Genomic DNA, 19,000 nt, shown 5'->3' with positions numbered 1-19,000 from the left:
TGTTGTCTCCCGATGCTTCAGCCCAGCCGCGCCGGGATCAATCCGCGCAGCGAGTTGCCGACGAACAGCGCCTTGGCCGATTTCAGTTCGTTCCACGTGTAGACCGCTTCGCCGGCGCGGCCTTGATCCAGCAGTTCGCCGCGCAGGACGCCAGGCAGCAGGCCGCAATCGAGCCGCGGCGTGGCCAGCACGCCGTCGCCGAAATCGGCAAAGACATTGGTGATCGTGCCCTCGCAGATTTCGCCGCGCTCATTGGCGAGCAGCACCTCGTCGGCGCAGCTGGCAAGATATTCGGCGCGGGCGCGCGTATAGGTTTGTCGGCGGCTGGTCTTGTGACGCAGCAGCATGTCGCTCGAATCAAGCCGCACCCGCGCCAGCTGCAGTGTCCAGACCTTGTCTGCGGCGAGCGGCTCGTAGGGCTGCACCGAAACCGCGACTTCGCCCTTGCGCGACAGGACGAGGCGGGTGCGCATCGCGATCTGTTGGTGGCCAACCGCATTCATCAGCGCTTCGCCGACCCTTTGCGGATCGCAGGCGAAACCGAGTTCGCTTGCCGAGCCGTAAAGCCGCGCGAGATGGCGGTCGAAGCGGAGGAAACCCGAGCCGGGCTCCCAGCGCATTGTTTCGATCAGTTCGAAATCGGTAGTGTTCCCGTCGCGAAACGGGCTTTCAGCAGACACTCCTGGTACTCCTCTTCGGTCGTCGAATCGAAGACGACGCCACCGCCGACGTTGTAGACCGCCTCGCCATTGGCAAAGAGCGAGATGGTGCGGATCGCCACCGAAAAGCGCATCCGGCCGCCGGGCGCGATCCAGCCTATGGCGCCGCAATAGACATCGCGCGGGCCACCTTCCAGCTCGCGCAGGATCTCCATGGCGCGGATCTTCGGCGCGCCGGTGATCGAGCCGCAGGGGAACAGCGCGGCGAAAATCTGGCGGATGGTGAGGCCGGACAAGAGTTTCGCCCGTACGCGGCTCACCATCTGGTGGACGGTCGGGTAGCTCTCGATGCGGAAAAGCTCCGGCACATCGAGCGTGCCAACCTCGCTGATTAGTGAAATGTCGTTGCGCAGGAGATCGACAATCATCCGGTTCTCGGCCTGGTTCTTCTCGTCGTTGCGCAAGAACGCTTTCAGGCGATCGTCCTCCGCCTTGGTGGCGCCGCGCGGCGCGGTGCCTTTCATCGGATGTGTCTCGATCATGCCTTCCGCGTCGACCTCGAAGAACAGTTCCGGCGAACGCGACAAGACGATCGGATCGCCGAGCGCGACCAGCGCCCCGTACTTTACCGGCTGGCGTTCGGTTAGCGCGTTGAAGGCGACCAGTGGATCGCCCGACCATTGCGCGTGGACAGGAAAGGTCAGATTGCCCTGGTAGCAGTCGCCCTTGCGGATGTGGTCATGCAGCCTGGCAAAGCGTTTGGCGTAGTCGTCCGAAGACCAGGCTGCCTTGGCGTCAAAAATCGGGCCGTTGCTAGCCGGCAGATCGCCTGGCGCGACCGTCTCTTCGACCGGCGCGTTGAACACGCCGACGCAGAAAAGCGGGGCGCGGCGGCCGGCCGGCAGCAGCGGAACGAGCTTGGGTTCGAGCAGGTAACCGGCCTCGTAGGAGAAATAGCCGGCCAGCCATTTGCCGCCGTCATGTGCGGCCTGCACTGCTTCCAGGGCCGGCAAAAAGTCCGCCTCGCAATGCGCTGCGATTATCTCGGCCGGCCGGTCGAAAACGAGCTGACGCGCGGTCTCGTCGTTCCGGAAGATTGCAAAGGGCAGGGGCAGGGACATAAGGCTCGGATGCTGCGGTCACCAGCGATCGATCTATATGGGGGCTCGACCGTGCGCAATCGAGGGAACGGCGTCTCAAGACGCAAAGGCGCGGGGGGCAAAAACAAAAGCGGCGCCAGAGGGCGCCGCCTTGTTCCAGATGCCGTCTTGCCATGGATCAGGTATTGCTGGCTTCTCCCGCGGTCGGGAAGCGGCGCGCAAATTCCTTCTCGTCACCGGCGGCAAGCAGTTTCGCCTGCTCGATCCAGCGTTCACGTTCGATGCGGCCGTCGAAATTCAATGTCGCCTCGATCCGCTTGACATCGTCGGGCGTCCAGGCGGCGATCTGGGCATAGGTCGTGACCCCAAGCCCTTTGAGCAGCCGCTCGTTGGTCGGGCCGATGCCGATCAGGCGACGCAGATCGTTGGCTTTGCCCGCCGCTGCGGTCGTTGAGTTGCCGGTCGCGGCTTTCTTTGCCGCTGGTGCGGCCTTGCTTGCCACCGGCGCAGCCTTGCTTGCCGCTGGCGCGGCCCTGGGCGCGGCGCTTGCTTTCGATGCAGGCGGTTTCGGCGTTGCCGTTTTCGCGGCACTTGCGCGTGGCGCGGTCGCGGCCTTCGCCGTTGCAGATTTCTTCGGCGCCGGTTTGGCGGGTGCGGATGTCGACATCAGGGTTGACGGCGCCTGCATCGCGGCTTTGGTCGCGCCGGCCTTGGCGGCTGGCGCCTTGGCTGTTGCCGCCTTCGCGGTTGGCGCCTTGGCGGCCGGCGCCTCGCCTAGCCGCCGCTCGAGGTCGGCGCGGGCGCGGCCGCATGCATCCAACTCACCGGTCAGACGGTCGCTATCGGCCCGCAATCTGTCACGTTCGCTGCGCGTGCGGTCGAGATCGCCGCGCAAACTGTCGAGCTCGCCACGCAGGCGTCCCCAAATGAACCAGCCAACCAACACACCTACCAGGAACGCCAGGAGCATGTAGAAAAAAGTGCCCATTGTCTTTCTCTCTCCAGTCCGATCCGTCCGCCCTGGCCTGTGGAGCCATGACCTCGGCGAAGGACCATTCGATGGTGGTTCCGCAATTTGCAGAACAGCCGGCTTCGATCGAGCTGTCGGCGACCGGTTTGCCCCTGGCCAACAACCGTTGTCGCATCCGCCGACGCGACATGACCGGTCGGGATTTTCCGACCGGATCCATACGTGCCCGGCTGAGCTTGAGGGCGGACGCTATCATACAGCTTACGGGAATCTAACGGAAAACTTCCATGGAAAGTTATTTAAGAACAAATATCCAAGACAAGAATAGAACCATCGCCAATATGCATTGCAGCTAAACTGTTCTGGAAAACCCGGTCATCCGGTGTTGCGCATCACCCAGTGTTGCGCATCAATTGTCCAATGCTTCCAGCTCGTCGATCAGTCCGCTGATCACGCCAAGCCCGATCTGCCAGAAGGCAGGGTCGGCCGCGTCGAGGCCGAACGGCGCCAGAAGCTCGGAATGATGCTTGGTGCCGCCGGCGCGCAGCATGGCAAAATATTTGTCCTGAAAGCCGCGCTCTGCGTTCTGGTAGACCGCGTAGAGCGAGTTCACCAGGCAATCGCCAAATGCATAGGCATAGACGTAAAAAGGCGAGTGGATGAAGTGCGGGATATAGGTCCAGAAAACCTCGTACCCCTCGCGCAGCTTGATCGCTGGCCCGAGGCTTTCCGCCTGCACTTCAAGCCAGAACTGGCCGAGCTTGTCGGAGGTCAATTCGCCGCTCTTGCGCTCGGCATGCACCTTGCGCTCGAACTCGTAGAAGGCGACCTGGCGCACGACGGTGTTGATCATGTCCTCGACCTTCTGGGCGAGCATGGCCTTGCGTTCGCGCTTGTCGGTGGTCTGCTCGAGCAGGGAGCGGAAGGTCAGCATTTCGCCGAACACCGATGCGGTTTCGGCCAGCGTCAGCGGCGTCGACGCCATCAAGGCGCCCTGGCCGCCGGCCAGCACCTGGTGCACGCCGTGGCCGAGCTCGTGCGCCAGGGTCATCACGTCGCGCGGTTTGCCCATGTAGTTGAGCAACACATAGGGATGCGCCGAAGGCACGGTCGGATGGGCGAAGGCGCCAGGCGACTTGCCGGGTCTCACCGGTGCATCGATCCAGTTGCGGTCGAAGAAAGTTCTGGCGATCTCCGCCATGTCGGGCGAAAAGCGCTGGTAGGCGGAAAGCACAGTGTTCTTGGCCTCGTCCCAGCCGATGACCGCCTGCGGGGTCTCCGGCAGGGGCGCATTGCGGTCCCAGTGGTTCATCACCTCCATGCCGAGCCAGCGCGCCTTCATCGCATAATAGCGATGCGACAGGCGCGGATAGGCGTCGCGAACCGCGGCGGCGAGTGCATCCACCACGCTGCGTTCGACGCGGTTGGCGAGATGGCGGGAATCGGCAATGTCCTCGAAGCCGCGCCAGCGGTCAGAAATCTCCTTGTCCTTGGCCAGCGTGTTGGTGACCAGCGTAAAGACGCGCAAATTCTTGCGAAAGGTTGCGGCCAGCGCCTCGGATGCCCGGCGGCGCACCTCGCCGTCGGCATCCTGAAGGCGATTGAGTGCCGGCTCCAGCGTCAACTCCTCGCCGTCGACGTCGAAGCGCAAATCGGTCATCGTCTCGTCGAACAGGCGGTTCCAGGCCCCGCGCCCGGTGATCGATTTTTCATGGAAGAGCTGCTCGATGCGGTCTTCGAGCTGATAGGGCTTGTCCTTGCGCAGATCGAGCACCCAGGGCCGGTAATGGGCGAAGGCCGGATCGGCGGCGAGTGCGTTTTCGATCGCGCCATCGTCGATGAGGTTCAGCTCGAGCGCGAAAAACAGCAGGTGCGCGCTGGCATCGGTCATCTTTTCCTGGATGTCGCCATAGAGCTTGGCGCGCTGCGGATCCGACGTGTTGCCGGCATAGACAAGCCCCGCATAGGAGACGATCCGGCCGATCAGCTCCTCCAGCGCTTCATAGGCCTGAAGCGCCTCGCCCAGCCTGCCGGCGCTGCCACGCCCGGCCTCGGCGGCGAGCGTGCCTTTCCAACGGCTCTCGAAGGCGATGGCATCGGCGGCGGCCTTGGCGATGTCGCGCTTCAACTCGGGCGCCTCCATGCCCGAATAGAGATCGGCCAGATTCCATTCCGGCAGATCGCCAAGCTCCGCCACGCCCTGACCGGGCGCCGCCGCCAGCTTTCGAGCAAAAACCATGCGCATTGCCGATCCTTCCAGACACAAAAATTCGAGGAAACGAGAAGCCGGTCAAATCCTAAGGAATTCGTTCACCGGGTTTTTTGAAAGCTTATTTAGAACCCTGTGCCAAGATGATCCATAGGGCGCATTCTCGGGCGGGCAGGGTCGGATCAGTCATGGCAGCTTCCATACTCATAGTCGATGACGATCCCGTGCAGCGCAGGCTGCTCGAGGCAGCGGTGACGAAATTCGGCCACACGGCGATCGTCGCCGATGGCGGCGAGGCCGGTCTCGATCTCGTCGACGGGCCTAATGCGCGCGACGTGTCGGTGGTCATCCTCGACCTGATGATGCCCGGCCTCGACGGCATCGGCGTGCTGAAGGCGATGCGCGAGCGCGGCATCCACATTCCCGTCATCGTGCAGACCGCGCAGGGCGGCATCGAAACCGTCGTTTCGGCAATGCGTCACGGCGCCTTCGACTTCGTCGTCAAGCCGGCCTCTCCCGACAGGCTGCAGGCGTCGATCGGCAACGCCCTCAAGGTCGAAGCGCTCGAAGGCGAAGTGAAGCGCTCGTCACGGCAGCGCGGCGGCCATCTGACGTTCAAGGACATGATCACCCACAGTCCTGCGATGGATCGGGTGATCCGGCTCGGCCGCAAGGCTGCGGCGTCCAACATTCCGATCCTGATCGAGGGTGAATCCGGCGTCGGCAAGGAACTGGTGGCGCGCGCCATCCAGGGCAGCGGCGACCGCCGCTCGAAACCCTTCGTCACCGTCAATTGCGGCGCCATCCCCGACAATCTGGTCGAATCGATCCTGTTCGGTCACGAGAAGGGCTCGTTCACCGGCGCCACCGAAAAACATACCGGCAAGTTCGTCGAAGCGCATTCCGGCACGCTGTTCCTTGACGAGATCGGCGACCTGCCGCTCGACGTGCAGGTCAAGCTGTTGCGCGCCGTGCAGGACGGAGAAGTCGATCCGGTTGGCGGGCGCTCGACCGTCAGGGTCGACATCAGGCTGATCTCGGCAACCCATCGCAACCTGCTGCAACAGGTCAAGGACGGCAAGTTCCGCGAGGACCTGTTCTATCGGCTGAACGTCTATCCGATCTTCGTGCCGCCATTGCGCGACCGTCGCGACGACATCCCCTATCTGGTCGAGCACTTCATGGAGAAGGTGGCGCCCGCCGATCCGCGCCACCGCCTGCGAGGCATCTCGGCTGCGGCGCTTGCCATGCTGCAGGCCTATGACTGGCCGGGCAACATAAGGCAGCTCGAAAACGCCGTCTTCCGGGCTTCGGTGCTCGCCGACGGCGACATGCTGACCGAAGAAGAGTTCCCGCAGATCCGGGCGCAGGTCGAGGGCACGGTCAATCTCGATGCGGGTATCGCCTTGCCAGCTTCAGGGGGGCCAGCTCCAGGGGGGGCAGCTCCAGGGTGGCCGCCTTCCGGATTGGCTTCGGGCAGCCAGCCGCGCGACAGCATACCGGCCGCCGGCGGCATCGCAGCCGCCGAGCCCGATGCGCCGGCCAGGCCTCGTTTCGGCACGCTGCGGGCGCTCGACGATCGCGGCAATGTGCGTGCGCTGGCCGACGTCGAGCTCGAAATGATCAAGCTCGCCATCGACCACTACAACGGCCAGATGAGCGAAGTCGCCCGCCGCCTCGGCATCGGCCGGTCGACGCTCTACCGCAAGCTCAAGGAATACGGCATCGACCCGGAAACCGGCCGGGTCGAACGGCTCGCTTCCTGAGCCACAGGGCCAAGCGGGTTCTCATCCGGGCATCCATTCGAAGCAAGCACGCCTCGAAACGAGGTATTCGCCGCAGTGTTCACGTATTAAGGCGGACGGTAACAGATCGTGTTTCGAGCTAGCGCCAAAACATGATCTAAACCAGCGGTTTACCAAGATATCCTGCGCAATATTTTTGGCGGGATATCGCCACCGTGTTACCGCATTTCGGCTTCAATAAGCGATGATTAACCATTAGGATCGATATTCGGATGCACACACCACGCATCCGTTTGGTCAAATCCGGGGACAAAACGGCAGCCTGCAAGGCCTTTTGATTTGAACAGAATCGAACGACACAAAAACGGGCGGCATTATCACATGAGCGTCTGGCCGAGATGGCTGGCAGCGGTGATTGTTGCCGTCGGGTTCCTTGCAGCGGCGGCAACCGGCGCCAGCGCCGAGACACGCTCGCTGAAACTCTATCATCTCCACACGCATGAAAAGGCGGAGATCGTCTACAAGCGCAATGGCCGCTACGACCAGGCGGGATTGCGAAAGATTAACATCATCCTGCGCGACTGGCGTCGCAACGAGCCGACCAAGATGGATCCGCGCCTGCTGGACCTGGTCTGGGAAGCGTATCGGGAGAGCGGCGCCACCGATTATATCCAGGTCGTGTGCGGTTATCGTTCGCCGTCGACGAATTCGATGCTGCGCAGCCGCAGCAGGGGCGTCGCCGAGAAGAGCCAGCACATGCTCGGCAGGGCGATGGATTTCTACGTTCCTGGCGTCCCATTGAAGAAGCTGCGTGACATCGGCCTCAGGATGCAGGGCGGCGGCGTCGGCTACTATCCCAGCTCCGGCTCGCCCTTCGTGCATATGGATGTCGGCAACGTGCGCCACTGGCCCGGCATCAGCCGCCAGGAACTGGCGCGCGTGTTCCCCAACGGCAAGACGCTGCATGTACCGAGCGACGGCAAGCCGCTGCCTGGTTATCAACAGGCGCTCGCCTCCTACAAGGCCCGCAAGGGCGCCGGCGCGCCGGCCATCGAACTGGCCAGCGCAAGCGGCGGTGGCAAAAAATCCCGCGGCTTCCTGGCAGCCTTCTTCGGCGGCGGCGACGACGAGGCGGACGACAGCGCCGATGTGGCGATGGCCGAGCCAGCGCCAAAGCCCCGTAACGTGAAGCCGGCGCCGTCCGCCAAGAGCAGCAACCTGCCTGGCATTGCCATCGTGGCGCCTCAGGACGCCAAGCGCGCCGAGATTCCGGAAGCCGCCGATGCTCCGGCGCCTGCGCCTGAACCGGAGAACGACACGCCGGAGACGATCATCGCGGCATTGCCGGCGCGCAGCATTCCGCTGCCGGATTTTGCTCCGCGTCCGAAGACCGAAGTCGGCGCCCAGCCGCCTGAAAACGTTCCGTTCGGCGTGGCGGATGCGGCTGGATCGACCGAACAGGCGGTGGCGACCGCGCAAGCGCCGGCAAGCATGGCGCCTGAAAACGTTCCGTTCGGCATGGCAGACCCGTCTGCTGCGGCCGGCCCGGTGCAGGTCGCGGCCAACACCATTCCCGTGCCGAGCTGGCGGCCCGATCATTCGCTGCCGGCCGATCTTTCGCAGGCGGGTCTTGCACCGCAGGACAAGCAAGTGTTGCTGGCGCTGGCGAGTGCGGCCGAGCGGAGCAACACCGCCACCGACGCATTCTCGGTATTGCCGTCGGCGCGGCCAGACAGCTCCCAGCCCGACGAGGTCAAGGCCGTTCTGGAACGGGTCAGCGCGACCGACGAATACAAGGTCGCGTCGCTTTCCGAGCAAGCATCGGTGTTCGAGGAACCGGCGAACGACGACGGGGCATCGAGCGACGGGGCATCGCCGCGCGAGGCCATCGTTGCCCGCCCGGCCGGCTCCGATCCGGCGGCCGTCATCGGTGCGGGCGTGAAGACCACACGCAAGGAGCCCAGGGCCACTGCCCGCGACCTGAAACCCGGCCCCAAGCCGGTGGTGGTCGCCGCCGCGCCGCAGGCTGCCCGCTGGGCGCTGCACAGCGGTGAGTATGTCGCAACCGTTTCAGATGCGACAACGGCGCCGCGCTACGCCTACGACTTCGTCCGTACGGCACCGAGCGAGGTCTATACCGTGGGCTTCCAGCCGGGCAACGAAATGGCCGACGCCAACCGCTTCACCGGCAAGGCCGTCAAGTTCATGTCGGTAGCCCGCTTCAAGACAGAGTAGGCCGCGCTGGGCATCCCGCGCGGCTGCCTCCACCGCCGGCACTGGCTTCCTTCGTCCCGGGATGCTAACCACTGGTCAGCATTCTCCCGCTTCGTCTAATGGTAGGACAGCGCCCTTTGAAGGCGTGAATCGTGGTTCGAGCCCATGAGCGGGAACCAGCCGGCAAATCACATCGGCAGCAGGCCAGATTTGCGGGCCTTCATGCGGAAGGCTGGCGCCCGAGCTTGCTAGCGGCGCGCGCCAAGGCTTCGATCTCGTCCCATTTGCCGGCCTTGACCAGATCGTCCGGCGCCACCCAGGAACCGCCGACGCAGATGACATTGGGCAGGCTGAGGTAATCGGCGGCATTCTTGCCGGTGATACCGCCGGTCGGGCAGAATTTCACGTCGGCAAGCGGCGAGGCGAAGGCCTTGAGCGAGGCGATGCCGCCCGACTGTTCGGCCGGGAAGAATTTCAGAAAGCGCAGGCCGGCTTCGCGCGCGGCCATGACTTCTCCCGGCGTGATGGCGCCGGGCAGCAACGGCACGTCGCTGTCCTTGGCTGCCGCGAGAAGCTCGCAGGTGATGCCGGGGCTGACGATGAACTTCGAACCGGCGGCCGCCGCCTCGCCGAACTGGCGGGCGTCCAGGATGGTGCCGGCGCCGACGACGGCGTCTTCGACCTCGCCTGCCACCCGGCGGATCGCCTCCAGCGCGTCGGCGGTGCGCAGCGTGATCTCGATCGCCGGCAGGCCGCCGCGGGCCAGCGCCCGGGCCAGCGGCACCGCATCGGCGGGATTGGCGATCTTCAGCACCGGTATGACCGGCTGGCCGTTGAGGAGCGACAGGAGCTTTTCGGTCGTGCTGGGCATTCGTCGTCTCTCCTCTGTTGATCAAGTCGACCGGTTAGCAGAAGGCGGTTTTTCTGTCCACGAAACGCGGCGTGTCGCGATGTCACGCGTGGTGTCGAAACGCACCCGCGGTAAGACCGCTCCCGGCTCTGCCTTGATCCGGCTGTCGTGAGCGTTTAGTGGCTTGGTGATGACACTGCCCAGCCAAGCCTTCCGCGTTGCCGCGCTTTACCGCTTCGCCCGGCTCGACACCTTCGAGGTGCTGCGAGCGCCGCTCGCCGCCTTCTGCTGCGCACGCGGCATCAAAGGCACGCTGCTGTTGGCGCGTGAGGGCATCAACGGCACGGTCGCCGGCAGTGAATCGGCAATCGCCGCGCTCATCGATCATCTCGAATCCATCGACGGTCTCGCCGGCCTCGAGATCAAATACAGCAACGCCGCAACGATGCCGTTCCACCGCATGAAGGTGCGGTTGAAGCGCGAGATCGTCACCATGGGCGTGGAGAATATCGATCCGGCGGCAGGTGCAGGCACCTATGTTGCGCCAGCTGACTGGAACGCACTGATCTCGGATACAGGCACCATCGTCATCGACACGCGTAACGCCTACGAGGTGTCGCTCGGCACCTTCAAGGGCGCTGTCGATCCCACCACCACCAGCTTCCGCGAATTCCCGGCCTGGGTCGAGCAGCATCGGCATGAGCTCGAGGGGCGCAAGGTCGCCATGTTCTGCACCGGCGGCATACGCTGCGAGAAGGCGACGGCCTACGTGAAGTCGCTCGGCTTCGAGGATGTGTTCCACCTCAAGGGCGGCATTCTGAAATATCTCGAGGACGTGCCCGCCGAACAGAGCCTCTGGCAAGGCGAATGCTTCGTCTTCGACGAGCGCGTTTCGGTGTCGCACGGGCTGCTCGAAGGCGAGGCCGAACTCTGCCGCGCCTGCCGGCATCCGCTGGCGGCAGAAGACCGGCTGTCGCCGAAATATGCCACCGGCGTTTCATGCCCGCATTGCTTCGATGCCCGCTCGGACGAAGATCGCTCCCGTTATGCCGAGCGCCAGCGCCAGGTCGAGCTGGCGCAAGCACGCGGCGACCGCCACATCGGAAGTTAGCTTCAAGCAACAGAGAAGCGATCGATGACCCACAGCCATGTCCCGTCGCTCTGCCGGCGCGCGACCTCGGTAGTGATCGTGCCGTCGGGAAGCCGGGTCGAGGTGAGCGCCAGGTCGCCACTGATGACAGCCGGACGCTGATCTCCGGATTGAAATTTTCGGCCGGTTGCGGTGATCTCCGCGAACAGCGTTCGGATGGCTTCGCGGCCGAACGTTAGTTGTTCGCCACCGCTGTCGATGACTGCATGCGGCTCAAAAAGCGCCGCCATGCCGTCAATGTCTCCGACCCACTGCCGCGAAATCAGCAGGCGCTCCAGCTCCTGGGGATCGCGTGCCGGCTGGCGGTCTGTCTCATCGGTCATGCCAGGCTCCTCTCAAGCGACATGCCGCGACATTAGTCGAAGTCGGGGGCGGTTTCGACACGTCCAATGTCCAGAGCGCCGCGTGTTTTTTTGGGCGCGGAAGGAGGCTGCAGCACTGTGATTTCCCCGTGAAATCCCAGCAGATGCCGGTGCGAGGTCATGCGTGGCAGCGGGCAAAAGGATGTACGCCGTCATTGTAATGTCAAACCGCGGGACCTAGGTCTTCGACGTGCAAACCTGCCCGCGCACCTTCGGCCGGGCCAATTCTGGAGGCATAGATGTTCGATCCCAAGAAGCTCCTCGACGATCTGCTCGGCTCGCAGGTTCCCGGTACCGGATCGACTGTCCGCGACAAGGCCGGGCAGGCGGTGCAGATGGCCAAGGACAATCCGCTTGCCGCCGGTGCGCTGGCCGCGGTGCTGCTCGGAACCGGCCCGGGCCGTCAGGTTACCGGTGCGGCGGTGAAGCTTGGTGGGTTGGCTGCGATCGGCGGCCTCGCCTACAAGGCCTACCAGAACTACAAGAACGGCAACGCGCCAGCCGAGATACAAGCTGCCGGCGAACCGGAATTGCTGCCGCCGCCGGCTGATACCGCCTTCCATCCGTCGCAAGCGCCGCAGGGCGAAGACGAATTCACGCTGACGCTGGTCAGGGCGATGATCTCGGCGGCGAAGGCCGACGGCCACGTCGATGACGAAGAGCGGCAGAAGATCGCCGGCAAGCTCAGCCTCGCCGGCGTCGGCGCCGAAGCGGAGAAATTCCTGATGTCGGAACTGGAGGCACCGCTCGATCTGGATGTGCTGATCGCCGGCGCCAAGACCGATGCGCAAAAGCTGGAACTCTACACCGCCTCGCGTCTTGCCATCGATCCGGACACGCGGGCCGAACGCGGCTATCTCGACCTGCTTGCCGGCCGTCTCGGCCTGCCGGACGCGCTGGTCGATCATGTCGAGGCGACGGTGACGGCGGCGAAGGTGCCGGCAGCGGGCAGCACGGCCAAGCCGGTCGCAGGCTCGCGCTGGTAGCTTGAAGGTTGGGCGGCGGAGACCCGGTGCGCCATTGGCGTTAGCTTCTCATTAATCCGGTGAGCGCATGATTCAGGCAGTCGGATCGGCTTTCCTCCTCCCAAGCCCGGTTCGGATCAGGGGCGGTCGCCAATGGCCGCCCTTTTTGTGAGCACAGGCTTTGGGCCGGCTTGCCATGGTTCCCGTCATTTGCGATGGCTCATCCCTTTCAGGGAGTACAGCCATGACCGACTATAAAACCGCCATCGTCACCGGCGCCGGCACGGGCATCGGCAAAAGCGTCGCCACGGCGCTGCTCAAGGCCGGCTGGAACACGGTCTTCTGCGGCCGCCGCAAGCCGGTGCTGGAGGAGGCGATTGCCGCCGCCGGGCCGACGCAGGCCAAGGCATTGGCCTTCGCCTGCGACATCAGCAAGGCCGATCAGGTCGACGATTTGTTCGAGACGGTTGCTGCGGCTTTCGGGCGCGTCGACCTGCTGTTCAACAATGCCGGCACGAGCTACAAATCGACATTGATCGACGATATCCCGGTCGAGGTGTGGAACGACATCGTCGGGGTCAATCTCACCGGCTCGTTTCTGTGTGCTCGCGCCGCCTTCGGCGCCATGCGCAGGCAGCAGCCGATGGGCGGCCGCATCATCAACAACGGCTCGGTATCGGCCTATGCGCCACGGCCGGGCTCGGTGCCCTATACGGCGACCAAGCACGCCATCATCGGACTGACCAAGACGCTGGCGCTGGACGGCAGGCCCTTCGACATTGCTTGCGGTCAGATCGACATCGGCAACGCACTGACCGACATGGCGCAAGCGATGACGGTCGGCGTGCCGCAAGCCAACGGCACCATTGCCGCCGAAGCGGTGATGGATGTCGAGCGCGTCGCCGACGCCGTCCTCCATATGGCCAGCCTGCCGCTCGACGCCAACGTGCTGTTCATGACCGTGATGGCGACCAAGATGCCGTTTGTCGGGCGAGGCTAAATTAGTCTCACCCGGTCCTAAATCAGGGTCGCGTGACCGGAAGCGGCACGCCGGGAAGATGAAGATAGAGCGAAATCGGACGGATTTCGTAGACCGCGGTCGGATTGACGCGGCGAAGGTCGCGCGCAATGTCGACAGCGGCGTCACGGTTGGCGCAGTCGACGACATAGAGCCCCAGCAATTGTTCCTTGGTCTCGGCGAAGGGTCCGTCGACAACCATTCCGGTGCCTGGCCCGCGCAAGGTACAGGCGTCTTGTGTCGCGCCGAGCCGCGCCGCCGGCCCAAGGGTGCCTTGCCGGTACAGCCGATCGTTGATCTGGAGAAGATCGGTCATCAGCGCCGCATCCTGCTCCGGCGTCAGCGCCGTAATCGCTTCTTCCTCGTGATAGGCAAGAATGGCATAGAACATCTGGCGTCTCCTTGCGTCGGTCGTGCGTCCTCACTTCGCCAGGAACGCCTCGATCCGCTCCAGCGCGCGCAGGATGTTCTCCTCGGAATTGGCGTAGGACAGCCTGACATAGCCTTCGCCGAGAATGCCGAAATCGGGGCCGCCGATTAGCGCCACGCCGGCATCCTCGAGCAGCGCCGAGGCGAGCTTCTTGGCCTTCCAGCCGGTTTTTGAAACATTGGGGAAGGCATAGAAAGCACCTTTCGGCGTGATGCAGGAAACGCCGGGCAAGGCATTCAACCCCTCGACCACGACCTTCCTGCGGCGGTCGAAGGCGCGCATCATCCTGTCGACGTCGTCCTGCGGGCCGTCGATGGCGGCTATGCCGGCATACTGGCTCGGCGCGTTGACGCAGGACCAGCAATTGACCGCCAGCTTGCGCACCTTGTCGTAGAGATGCGCGCCCTTGTCGCCGTTCGGCCAGATCGACCAGCCCATGCGCCAGCCGGTCATCGCCCAGGTCTTCGACCAGCCGTTGAGGACGATCAGCCGGTCACGGATCTCGGGGAAGGCGAGCAGCGAACAATGTGTCTCGCCGTCATAGGTCATCACGTCGTAGATCTCGTCGGAGAGGATGGCCACGTCCGGGTGCGCTTCCAGCCCTTTGACCAGCTTCTCGATCTCGGTTCGCGGCGTGACGCCGCCGGTCGGATTGGCGGGCGAGTTGAGGATCAGCAGCCTGGTCCTCGGGGTGATCAGCGCCAAGGTCTCCGCAGCCGAAAAGGCAAAGCCGTTCTCCTCGCGCATCGGCACCGGGATGGGGGCAGCGCCAGTGAACTCGATCATCGAGCGGTAGATCGGAAAGCCGGGATCGGGATAGAGAATTTCAGCACCCGGCTCGCCGAACATCAGGATGGCCGCGAACATGGTCGGCTTGCCGCCGGGCAGGATCATCACCGCTTCGGGCGAGACTTCGACGCCGGTAGTGGCCAGCGTGCGGCGTACCACCGCTTCGCGCGTCGCCAGCAGGCCGTTGGCCGGCGTATAGCCGTGATGGCCGTCGCGTAGCGCCTTGATCGCGGCCTCGACGATATGCTGCGGCGTCTTGAAGTCGGGCTGGCCGATGCCGAGATTGACGATGTCGCGGCCCTGATGGGCAAGTGCAGTGGCACGCGCCAGCACCGCGAACGCATTTTCCTCGCCGAGGCGGTCGAAGGCCGAAATCGTGTGGAGCATTTTTCCCGTCCGTGTGGTTCTTTCAGCGAGCGTGCGTTTTTGTGAGCGTCCGCCCGCAAAAGTCAAACGGATTGGAGTTTTCGGTGTCGGAAAATCTCGAGAATTGGCAACCGCGCCCGCGGCCTGGACGCAAGGTGCTGGAAGGGCGCACTGTCAGGCTGGAGCCGCTCAACGCCGAAAAGCACGGCGACGGCCTGTTCGAGGCCTCGTCGGTGGCCGATGCCGGCGATCGCTTCGCCTGGCTGTTCGACTACCCGCCCCAGACCCGCGCCGATTTCCAGCCGTGGCTGGACAAGGTCGAAGCCAGCGAGGACCCGCTGTTCTTTACCGTCATTGACAAGGCCAGCGGCAAGGTCGCCGGGCGCCAGACGCTGATGCGCATCGACGCCACCTACGGCGTCATCGAGATCGGCAACATCTATTGGGGCCCGCTGATCTCGCGAAAGCCGGCGGCGACGGAAGCGCAGTTCCTGTTCATGAAGTACGTCTTCGACGAGCTTGGCTACCGCCGTTACGAATGGAAATGCAACAATCGCAACGAGCCGTCGAAGCGCGCGGCGGAACGTTTCGGCTTCAAGTTCGAGGGCATTTTCCGTCAACATCTTGTGGTCAAGGGCGAAAACCGCGATACCGCGTGGTATTCGATCATCGACAAGGAGTGGCCTGATCTGCGCAGAGCCTATGAGGCGTGGCTCGATCCGGCCAATTTCGACGGCGATGGCCAGCAGAGGCGGCGGCTCGAGGATATTCGCGCCGAGTTCGGCGCCTAGCAAGGGCTCATAGAATGGCGCATATCCACGACCACGCTTCGCAAGGGCATGACGACAGCCATGGCGCAGGTCATGTGCACGGCTCGACCGACAAGAAGCGCGTGCTGATCGCTGCTTGCCTGACCGCCGGCTTCATGGTTGCGGAGACGCTGGGCGCCATCTTCACCGGCTCACTGGCGCTGCTGGCGGATGCCGGCCATATGCTTGCCGATTGCGTCGCGCTCGGCCTTGCCTGGTATGCCTTTCATCTTGCGAGCCGGCCGGCGACCGTGCGCCTCACCTACGGCTTCGGCCGGGTCAAGACGCTGGTCGCCTACACCAACGGCATCGCCATCTTCGCCATCGCGCTGTGGATCGTCTACGAGGCTTGGGGCCGCTTGCAAGCGCCGGTTCCGGTGCTCGGCGGGCCGATGCTGGTCGTGGCGATCGCCGGCCTGCTGGTCAATCTCGGCTCGTTCTACGTGCTGCATGGCGGCGACCGCGGCAGCCTGAACATGCGCGGTGCCATGCTGCACGTACTCGGCGACCTGCTCGGCTCGGCGGCGGCGATCGTCGCGGCGCTGGTGATCCTGGCGACGGGCTGGACGCCCATCGATCCGATTCTGTCGATCCTGGTCTCGCTGCTGATCCTGTCCACGGCCTGGTCGCTGATGCGCGAGGCTGCCCACGTCCTGCTCGAGGGCGTGCCTGCGAGCCTCGACCGCGACCTGATCGCGAGGGACATCGAAGGCTCGGTCAAGGGCGTGCGCGAGGTGCATCACATGCATGTCTGGTCGCTCGACGGCTCCAGCAACATGGCGACATTGCATGCCTGCCTCAATGACGGCGTCGATGCGCATATGGCGGTCAGCGCGATCAAGAAGCGGCTTGCGGCGGAACATGGCATAGCCCATGCCACGGTCGAACCGGAATTCGGCCAATGTGCCGATAGCCATGAGCATGATGACGAGCACGAGCATGCGCATGATACGGCACAACACCGTGGCCACTATCACTGACTTCGGGAGTTCTGGGCATTGGCAACGATCGACATGAACTCCCGCTACTCTCGGGCCGCATAATGGACCGCGACACCCGCAATGCGGCGATCGGCGCCGCCTGGATTTTGCTGCTGTTCGGCATCGCTGCTTATTATCTTCCAACCGTGATGCTGGCTGTCGGCAAGGTCTCGACGGTGCTTGCCGGCGTCGTCGCCGCGATCTTCATGGTGGCAATCTTCGTCGTGTTCTGGCTGCGTAGCCGCAGCCAGCGCAAAAAGGGAAAGTGACATGCGCATTCTGATTACCGGCGCGGCAGGCATGGTCGGCCGCAAGCTCATCGCCAGGCTGGCCAAGGACGGGACGCTCGGCGGCCGCAAGATCGCCGCGCTCGACCTTCACGACATCGTGCCGCCGCAGGCGCCGGTCCTCGAAGGCGTCAGCATCAGCGTCCACACCAGCGACCTCGCAGCGCCCGGGGCGACGGCAAATCTGGTCGCGCCGCGCCCTGACGTGATCTTCCATCTCGCCGGCGTGGTGTCGGGTGAGGCGGAGGCCAATTTCGATCTCGGCTACCGCGTCAATCTCGACGGCACAAGGGCGCTGTTCGATGCCATCCGCTTAGCCGCCTATACGCCACGCGTCGTCTTCACCTCGTCGATCGCCGTGTTCGGAGCACCGTTTCCCGACATCATTCCGGACGAGTTCCACCCGACGCCCTTGACCTCATACGGCACGCAGAAGCTGATCGGCGAGGCGCTGCTTGCCGACTATACGCGCCGCGGTTTCTTCGACGGCATCGGCATCAGGCTGCCGACCATCTGCGTCAGGCCGGGAAAGCCGAACAAGGCGGCCTCAGGGTTCTTCTCCGGCATCATCCGCGAACCGCTGAGCGGCCATAAAGCCATCCTGCCGGTGCCGCGCTCGGTCGTCCACACACACGCCAGCCCGCGTTCGGCGGTGAATTTCCTGATCCATGCGGCTCAGATCGACGGTGCCGCCGTCGGCCCGCGCCGCAACCTGACGATGCCGGGCGTCGCCGTCAGTGTCGGCGAGCAGATCGAAGCGCTGGAACGCGTCGCCGGCGCCAAGGCGGTGAAACTGATCCGCGAGGCGCCCGACGAGACGATCTGGGCGATCGTCAAGGGCTGGCCGACACGCTTCGAGGCGCGGCGCTCGAGGGAGCTTGGCTTTGCCGCTGAAACGAGCTTCGACGACATCATCCGCGTCCATATCGAGGATGAGTTGGGTGGCAAGATCCCTAGTTAACGCGCCCTGATCGGACGCAACGAGGTCAGGCGCCAGTCAGGCTGGCCGAAAGCAGCAGCAGGCCGAACAGGAAGACGAAGGCGGCGCCGCCAATCTCGACGAAGGAGTGGATGCGGTTGCCCATGCGGCCGTCGCCGGCGAAATACACCGCCCAGTTCTTGGCGGTCACCGCAAGCGTCGCCAGGGCCGAGACGGTGATTGCGGTGCCGAGCGCCATGGCCAGCACCGACAGGATGCCGCCGAACCACAGCCCATTCAGCAAGGCGAAGCTCAGCACGATCAGTGCGCCGGAACAGGGGCGGATACCGACGGCAGCCACCGCCGACCAGGCCGTGCGCCAATCGAAGCGATCGCCGGAAAGCAGCGCCGGGTCGGGCGCGTGCGAATGCCCGCAGGTCTCGCAGACCTCGCCCGCGGCATGGCTGTGGTGACCGTGTGCGGCATGGGCGTGGTGGTGGTCGTGGGCATGAAGCGCATGGGAATGTGCCGCATGGGCATGCGCGGAATGTGAATGGCCGGCATGTGAATGGCCGGCATGGGCAGCCGAGAGGCTGTAGCCGGGATTTGCCCCGAACAGGCGAAGGATTGCCGGGCCGGCCTTGCGCCACAGCAGCCAGGCGCCGAACAGAGTGACGAAGACATAGCTCATGATTTCGAGGAACCATGCCGCGTCGGTCATCGAGACAGAAGTGCCGCGCAGCACGAAATAGGCCACCAGCATCACCACGATCGCGGTCAGCGCCTGCAGCAGGGCCGAGACGAAGGACAACATGATACCGCGCCGGAGCGCCACTTCATTGGCCACCATGTAGGACGAGATCACCGCCTTGCCGTGACCGGGGCCGGCGGCGTGGAAAATGCCATAGGCAAAGGACAGGCCGATGAGCAGCCACAACTTGCTGCCGTCCTGGCGCATCGCCTTCATCGCGCCGGCAAGCGCATGATAGAATTCCTGCTGGCGCAGATTGATCCACATCAGGATGTGGGCGAACGGGCCGGTGGCGGTTGGAGCCATGCCGTCATTGGTGCCGATGCCGAGTGAGCTCTGGGCGTGGGCGGAGCCGAGAAAGTGCGTCATCACAAAGGCGACGGCCAGAAGACCGAATGCCAAACGCAGGGACGGTTTGGTCACTGGA

18 protein-coding genes and 1 tRNA gene are annotated in these 19,000 nt (G+C 64.2%); 10 read left to right on the top strand and 9 right to left on the bottom strand.

Annotated elements, in window-relative coordinates; all coding sequences use genetic code 11:
- Positions 1 to 17: 17 nt before the first annotated feature.
- The 4 genes from NKI95_RS01580 to NKI95_RS01565 form a co-directional block, all read right to left on the bottom strand.
- Complete coding sequence (locus NKI95_RS01580) at positions 18 to 680, bottom strand: aminotransferase class IV family protein (RefSeq protein WP_352713511.1); 663 nt, start codon at positions 678 to 680, stop codon at positions 18 to 20.
- A complete protein-coding gene (locus tag NKI95_RS01575) occupies positions 629 to 1,780 on the bottom strand; it encodes an aminodeoxychorismate synthase component I (protein WP_352713510.1) in 1,152 nt (383 codons plus the stop codon). The genes NKI95_RS01580 and NKI95_RS01575 overlap by 52 nt, the downstream gene beginning before the upstream one ends.
- A 157-nt stretch (positions 1,781 to 1,937) precedes the next feature.
- Positions 1,938 to 2,747: a helix-hairpin-helix domain-containing protein gene (locus tag NKI95_RS01570; protein ID WP_352713507.1), complete on the bottom strand. Its 810-nt coding sequence runs from the start codon at positions 2,745 to 2,747 to the stop codon at positions 1,938 to 1,940.
- A gap of 391 nt (positions 2,748 to 3,138) precedes the next feature.
- Positions 3,139 to 4,974 carry a M3 family oligoendopeptidase gene (locus NKI95_RS01565; protein WP_352713505.1) on the bottom strand — a complete coding sequence of 612 codons (1,836 nt, stop codon included), beginning with the start codon at positions 4,972 to 4,974 and terminating at the stop codon, positions 3,139 to 3,141.
- 152 nt (positions 4,975 to 5,126) lie between these two features.
- On the opposite strand from NKI95_RS01565, the gene NKI95_RS01560 reads away from it, so the two are divergent.
- The 3 genes from NKI95_RS01560 (at position 5,127) to NKI95_RS01550 (ending at position 9,076) form a co-directional block, all read left to right on the top strand.
- A complete protein-coding gene (locus NKI95_RS01560; RefSeq protein ID WP_352713503.1) occupies positions 5,127 to 6,704 on the top strand; it encodes a sigma-54-dependent transcriptional regulator in 1,578 nt (525 codons plus the stop codon).
- Between the two features lie 360 nt (positions 6,705 to 7,064).
- Positions 7,065 to 8,918: a peptidoglycan L,D-endopeptidase MepK gene (locus NKI95_RS01555; RefSeq protein WP_352713501.1), complete on the top strand. Its 1,854-nt coding sequence runs from the start codon at positions 7,065 to 7,067 to the stop codon at positions 8,916 to 8,918.
- An 84-nt stretch (positions 8,919 to 9,002) separates the two neighbouring features.
- A tRNA-Gln gene (locus tag NKI95_RS01550) sits at positions 9,003 to 9,076 on the top strand.
- A 41-nt stretch (positions 9,077 to 9,117) separates the two neighbouring features.
- Here the strand turns inward: NKI95_RS01550 and NKI95_RS01545 are convergent.
- A complete protein-coding gene (locus NKI95_RS01545; RefSeq protein ID WP_352713498.1) occupies positions 9,118 to 9,768 on the bottom strand; it encodes a 2-dehydro-3-deoxy-phosphogluconate aldolase in 651 nt (216 codons plus the stop codon).
- Positions 9,769 to 9,937: 169 nt separating this feature from the next.
- On the opposite strand from NKI95_RS01545, the gene trhO reads away from it, so the two are divergent.
- Complete coding sequence (gene trhO / locus NKI95_RS01540) at positions 9,938 to 10,858, top strand: oxygen-dependent tRNA uridine(34) hydroxylase TrhO (RefSeq protein ID WP_502908332.1); 921 nt, start codon at positions 9,938 to 9,940, stop codon at positions 10,856 to 10,858.
- 2 nt (positions 10,859 to 10,860) lie between these two features.
- On the opposite strand, the gene NKI95_RS01535 is transcribed toward trhO, so the two are convergent.
- Complete coding sequence (locus tag NKI95_RS01535) at positions 10,861 to 11,220, bottom strand: YybH family protein (protein WP_352713495.1); 360 nt, start codon at positions 11,218 to 11,220, stop codon at positions 10,861 to 10,863.
- A gap of 278 nt (positions 11,221 to 11,498) precedes the next feature.
- On the opposite strand from NKI95_RS01535, the gene NKI95_RS01530 reads away from it, so the two are divergent.
- Together NKI95_RS01530 and NKI95_RS01525 are read left to right on the top strand one after the other, a co-directional pair.
- A complete protein-coding gene (locus NKI95_RS01530) occupies positions 11,499 to 12,245 on the top strand; it encodes a tellurite resistance TerB family protein (protein WP_352713493.1) in 747 nt (248 codons plus the stop codon).
- 223 nt (positions 12,246 to 12,468) lie between these two features.
- On the top strand, positions 12,469 to 13,224 hold the full coding sequence (locus NKI95_RS01525) for an SDR family oxidoreductase (protein ID WP_352713492.1): 756 nt from the start codon (positions 12,469 to 12,471) through the stop codon (positions 13,222 to 13,224).
- Positions 13,225 to 13,246: 22 nt separating this feature from the next.
- Here the strand turns inward: NKI95_RS01525 and NKI95_RS01520 are convergent, their stop codons facing one another.
- Together NKI95_RS01520 and NKI95_RS01515 are read right to left on the bottom strand one after the other, a co-directional pair.
- Positions 13,247 to 13,633 carry a YciI family protein gene (locus NKI95_RS01520; protein ID WP_352713490.1) on the bottom strand — a complete coding sequence of 129 codons (387 nt, stop codon included), beginning with the start codon at positions 13,631 to 13,633 and terminating at the stop codon, positions 13,247 to 13,249.
- A gap of 30 nt (positions 13,634 to 13,663) precedes the next feature.
- Positions 13,664 to 14,848, bottom strand: a complete 1,185-nt coding sequence (locus NKI95_RS01515) for a pyridoxal phosphate-dependent aminotransferase (RefSeq protein ID WP_352713487.1) — start codon at positions 14,846 to 14,848, stop codon at positions 13,664 to 13,666.
- A gap of 83 nt (positions 14,849 to 14,931) precedes the next feature.
- Between NKI95_RS01515 and NKI95_RS01510 the strand changes: the two genes are divergently transcribed.
- From NKI95_RS01510 to denD, 4 genes are all read left to right on the top strand, one after another.
- Complete coding sequence (locus NKI95_RS01510; protein WP_352713485.1) at positions 14,932 to 15,618, top strand: GNAT family N-acetyltransferase; 687 nt, start codon at positions 14,932 to 14,934, stop codon at positions 15,616 to 15,618.
- A gap of 14 nt (positions 15,619 to 15,632) precedes the next feature.
- Entirely contained in the window at positions 15,633 to 16,616 is a 984-nt protein-coding gene (locus NKI95_RS01505) for a cation diffusion facilitator family transporter (protein ID WP_352713482.1), read from the top strand.
- 62 nt (positions 16,617 to 16,678) lie between these two features.
- Positions 16,679 to 16,885 (top strand): hypothetical protein, encoded by a 207-nt coding sequence (locus tag NKI95_RS01500; RefSeq protein ID WP_031211377.1) that lies wholly within the window; start codon positions 16,679 to 16,681, stop codon positions 16,883 to 16,885.
- Position 16,886: 1 nt separating this feature from the next.
- Positions 16,887 to 17,864: a D-erythronate dehydrogenase gene (gene denD / locus NKI95_RS01495; protein WP_352713479.1), complete on the top strand. Its 978-nt coding sequence runs from the start codon at positions 16,887 to 16,889 to the stop codon at positions 17,862 to 17,864.
- A gap of 25 nt (positions 17,865 to 17,889) precedes the next feature.
- Here denD and NKI95_RS01490 read toward each other — a convergent pair whose 3' ends face one another.
- Positions 17,890 to 18,996 carry a nickel/cobalt transporter gene (locus NKI95_RS01490; protein WP_502908333.1) on the bottom strand — a complete coding sequence of 369 codons (1,107 nt, stop codon included), beginning with the start codon at positions 18,994 to 18,996 and terminating at the stop codon, positions 17,890 to 17,892.
- Positions 18,997 to 19,000 lie beyond the last annotated feature (4 nt).

The organism is Mesorhizobium sp. M0306 (genome assembly GCF_040321655.1).
Lineage (GTDB): Bacteria > Pseudomonadota > Alphaproteobacteria > Rhizobiales > Rhizobiaceae > Mesorhizobium.
The sequence above is the reverse complement of the archived record's forward strand: the minus strand, read 5'-3'. Positions and strand labels throughout refer to the sequence as shown.

Excerpts from the sequence above, each read along its gene's own strand:
- NKI95_RS01535 (WP_352713495.1), bottom strand. The coding sequence starts at position 11,220 with ATGACCGATGAGACAGACCGCCAGCCGGCACGCGATCCCCAGGAGCTG.
- NKI95_RS01515 (WP_352713487.1), bottom strand. The coding sequence starts at position 14,848 with ATGCTCCACACGATTTCGGCCTTCGACCGCCTCGGCGAGGAAAATGCG.
- NKI95_RS01505 (WP_352713482.1), top strand. The coding sequence starts at position 15,633 with ATGGCGCATATCCACGACCACGCTTCGCAAGGGCATGACGACAGCCAT.
- NKI95_RS01530 (WP_352713493.1), top strand. The coding sequence starts at position 11,499 with ATGTTCGATCCCAAGAAGCTCCTCGACGATCTGCTCGGCTCGCAGGTT.
- NKI95_RS01525 (WP_352713492.1), top strand. The coding sequence starts at position 12,469 with ATGACCGACTATAAAACCGCCATCGTCACCGGCGCCGGCACGGGCATC.
- NKI95_RS01520 (WP_352713490.1), bottom strand. The coding sequence starts at position 13,633 with ATGTTCTATGCCATTCTTGCCTATCACGAGGAAGAAGCGATTACGGCG.
- NKI95_RS01555 (WP_352713501.1), top strand. The coding sequence starts at position 7,065 with ATGAGCGTCTGGCCGAGATGGCTGGCAGCGGTGATTGTTGCCGTCGGG.
- trhO (WP_502908332.1), top strand. The coding sequence starts at position 9,938 with ATGACACTGCCCAGCCAAGCCTTCCGCGTTGCCGCGCTTTACCGCTTC.
- NKI95_RS01575 (WP_352713510.1), bottom strand. The coding sequence starts at position 1,780 with ATGTCCCTGCCCCTGCCCTTTGCAATCTTCCGGAACGACGAGACCGCG.
- NKI95_RS01570 (WP_352713507.1), bottom strand. The coding sequence starts at position 2,747 with ATGGGCACTTTTTTCTACATGCTCCTGGCGTTCCTGGTAGGTGTGTTG.
- NKI95_RS01565 (WP_352713505.1), bottom strand. The coding sequence starts at position 4,974 with ATGCGCATGGTTTTTGCTCGAAAGCTGGCGGCGGCGCCCGGTCAGGGC.
- NKI95_RS01545 (WP_352713498.1), bottom strand. The coding sequence starts at position 9,768 with ATGCCCAGCACGACCGAAAAGCTCCTGTCGCTCCTCAACGGCCAGCCG.
- NKI95_RS01500 (WP_031211377.1), top strand. The coding sequence starts at position 16,679 with ATGGACCGCGACACCCGCAATGCGGCGATCGGCGCCGCCTGGATTTTG.
- denD (WP_352713479.1), top strand. The coding sequence starts at position 16,887 with ATGCGCATTCTGATTACCGGCGCGGCAGGCATGGTCGGCCGCAAGCTC.
- NKI95_RS01560 (WP_352713503.1), top strand. The coding sequence starts at position 5,127 with ATGGCAGCTTCCATACTCATAGTCGATGACGATCCCGTGCAGCGCAGG.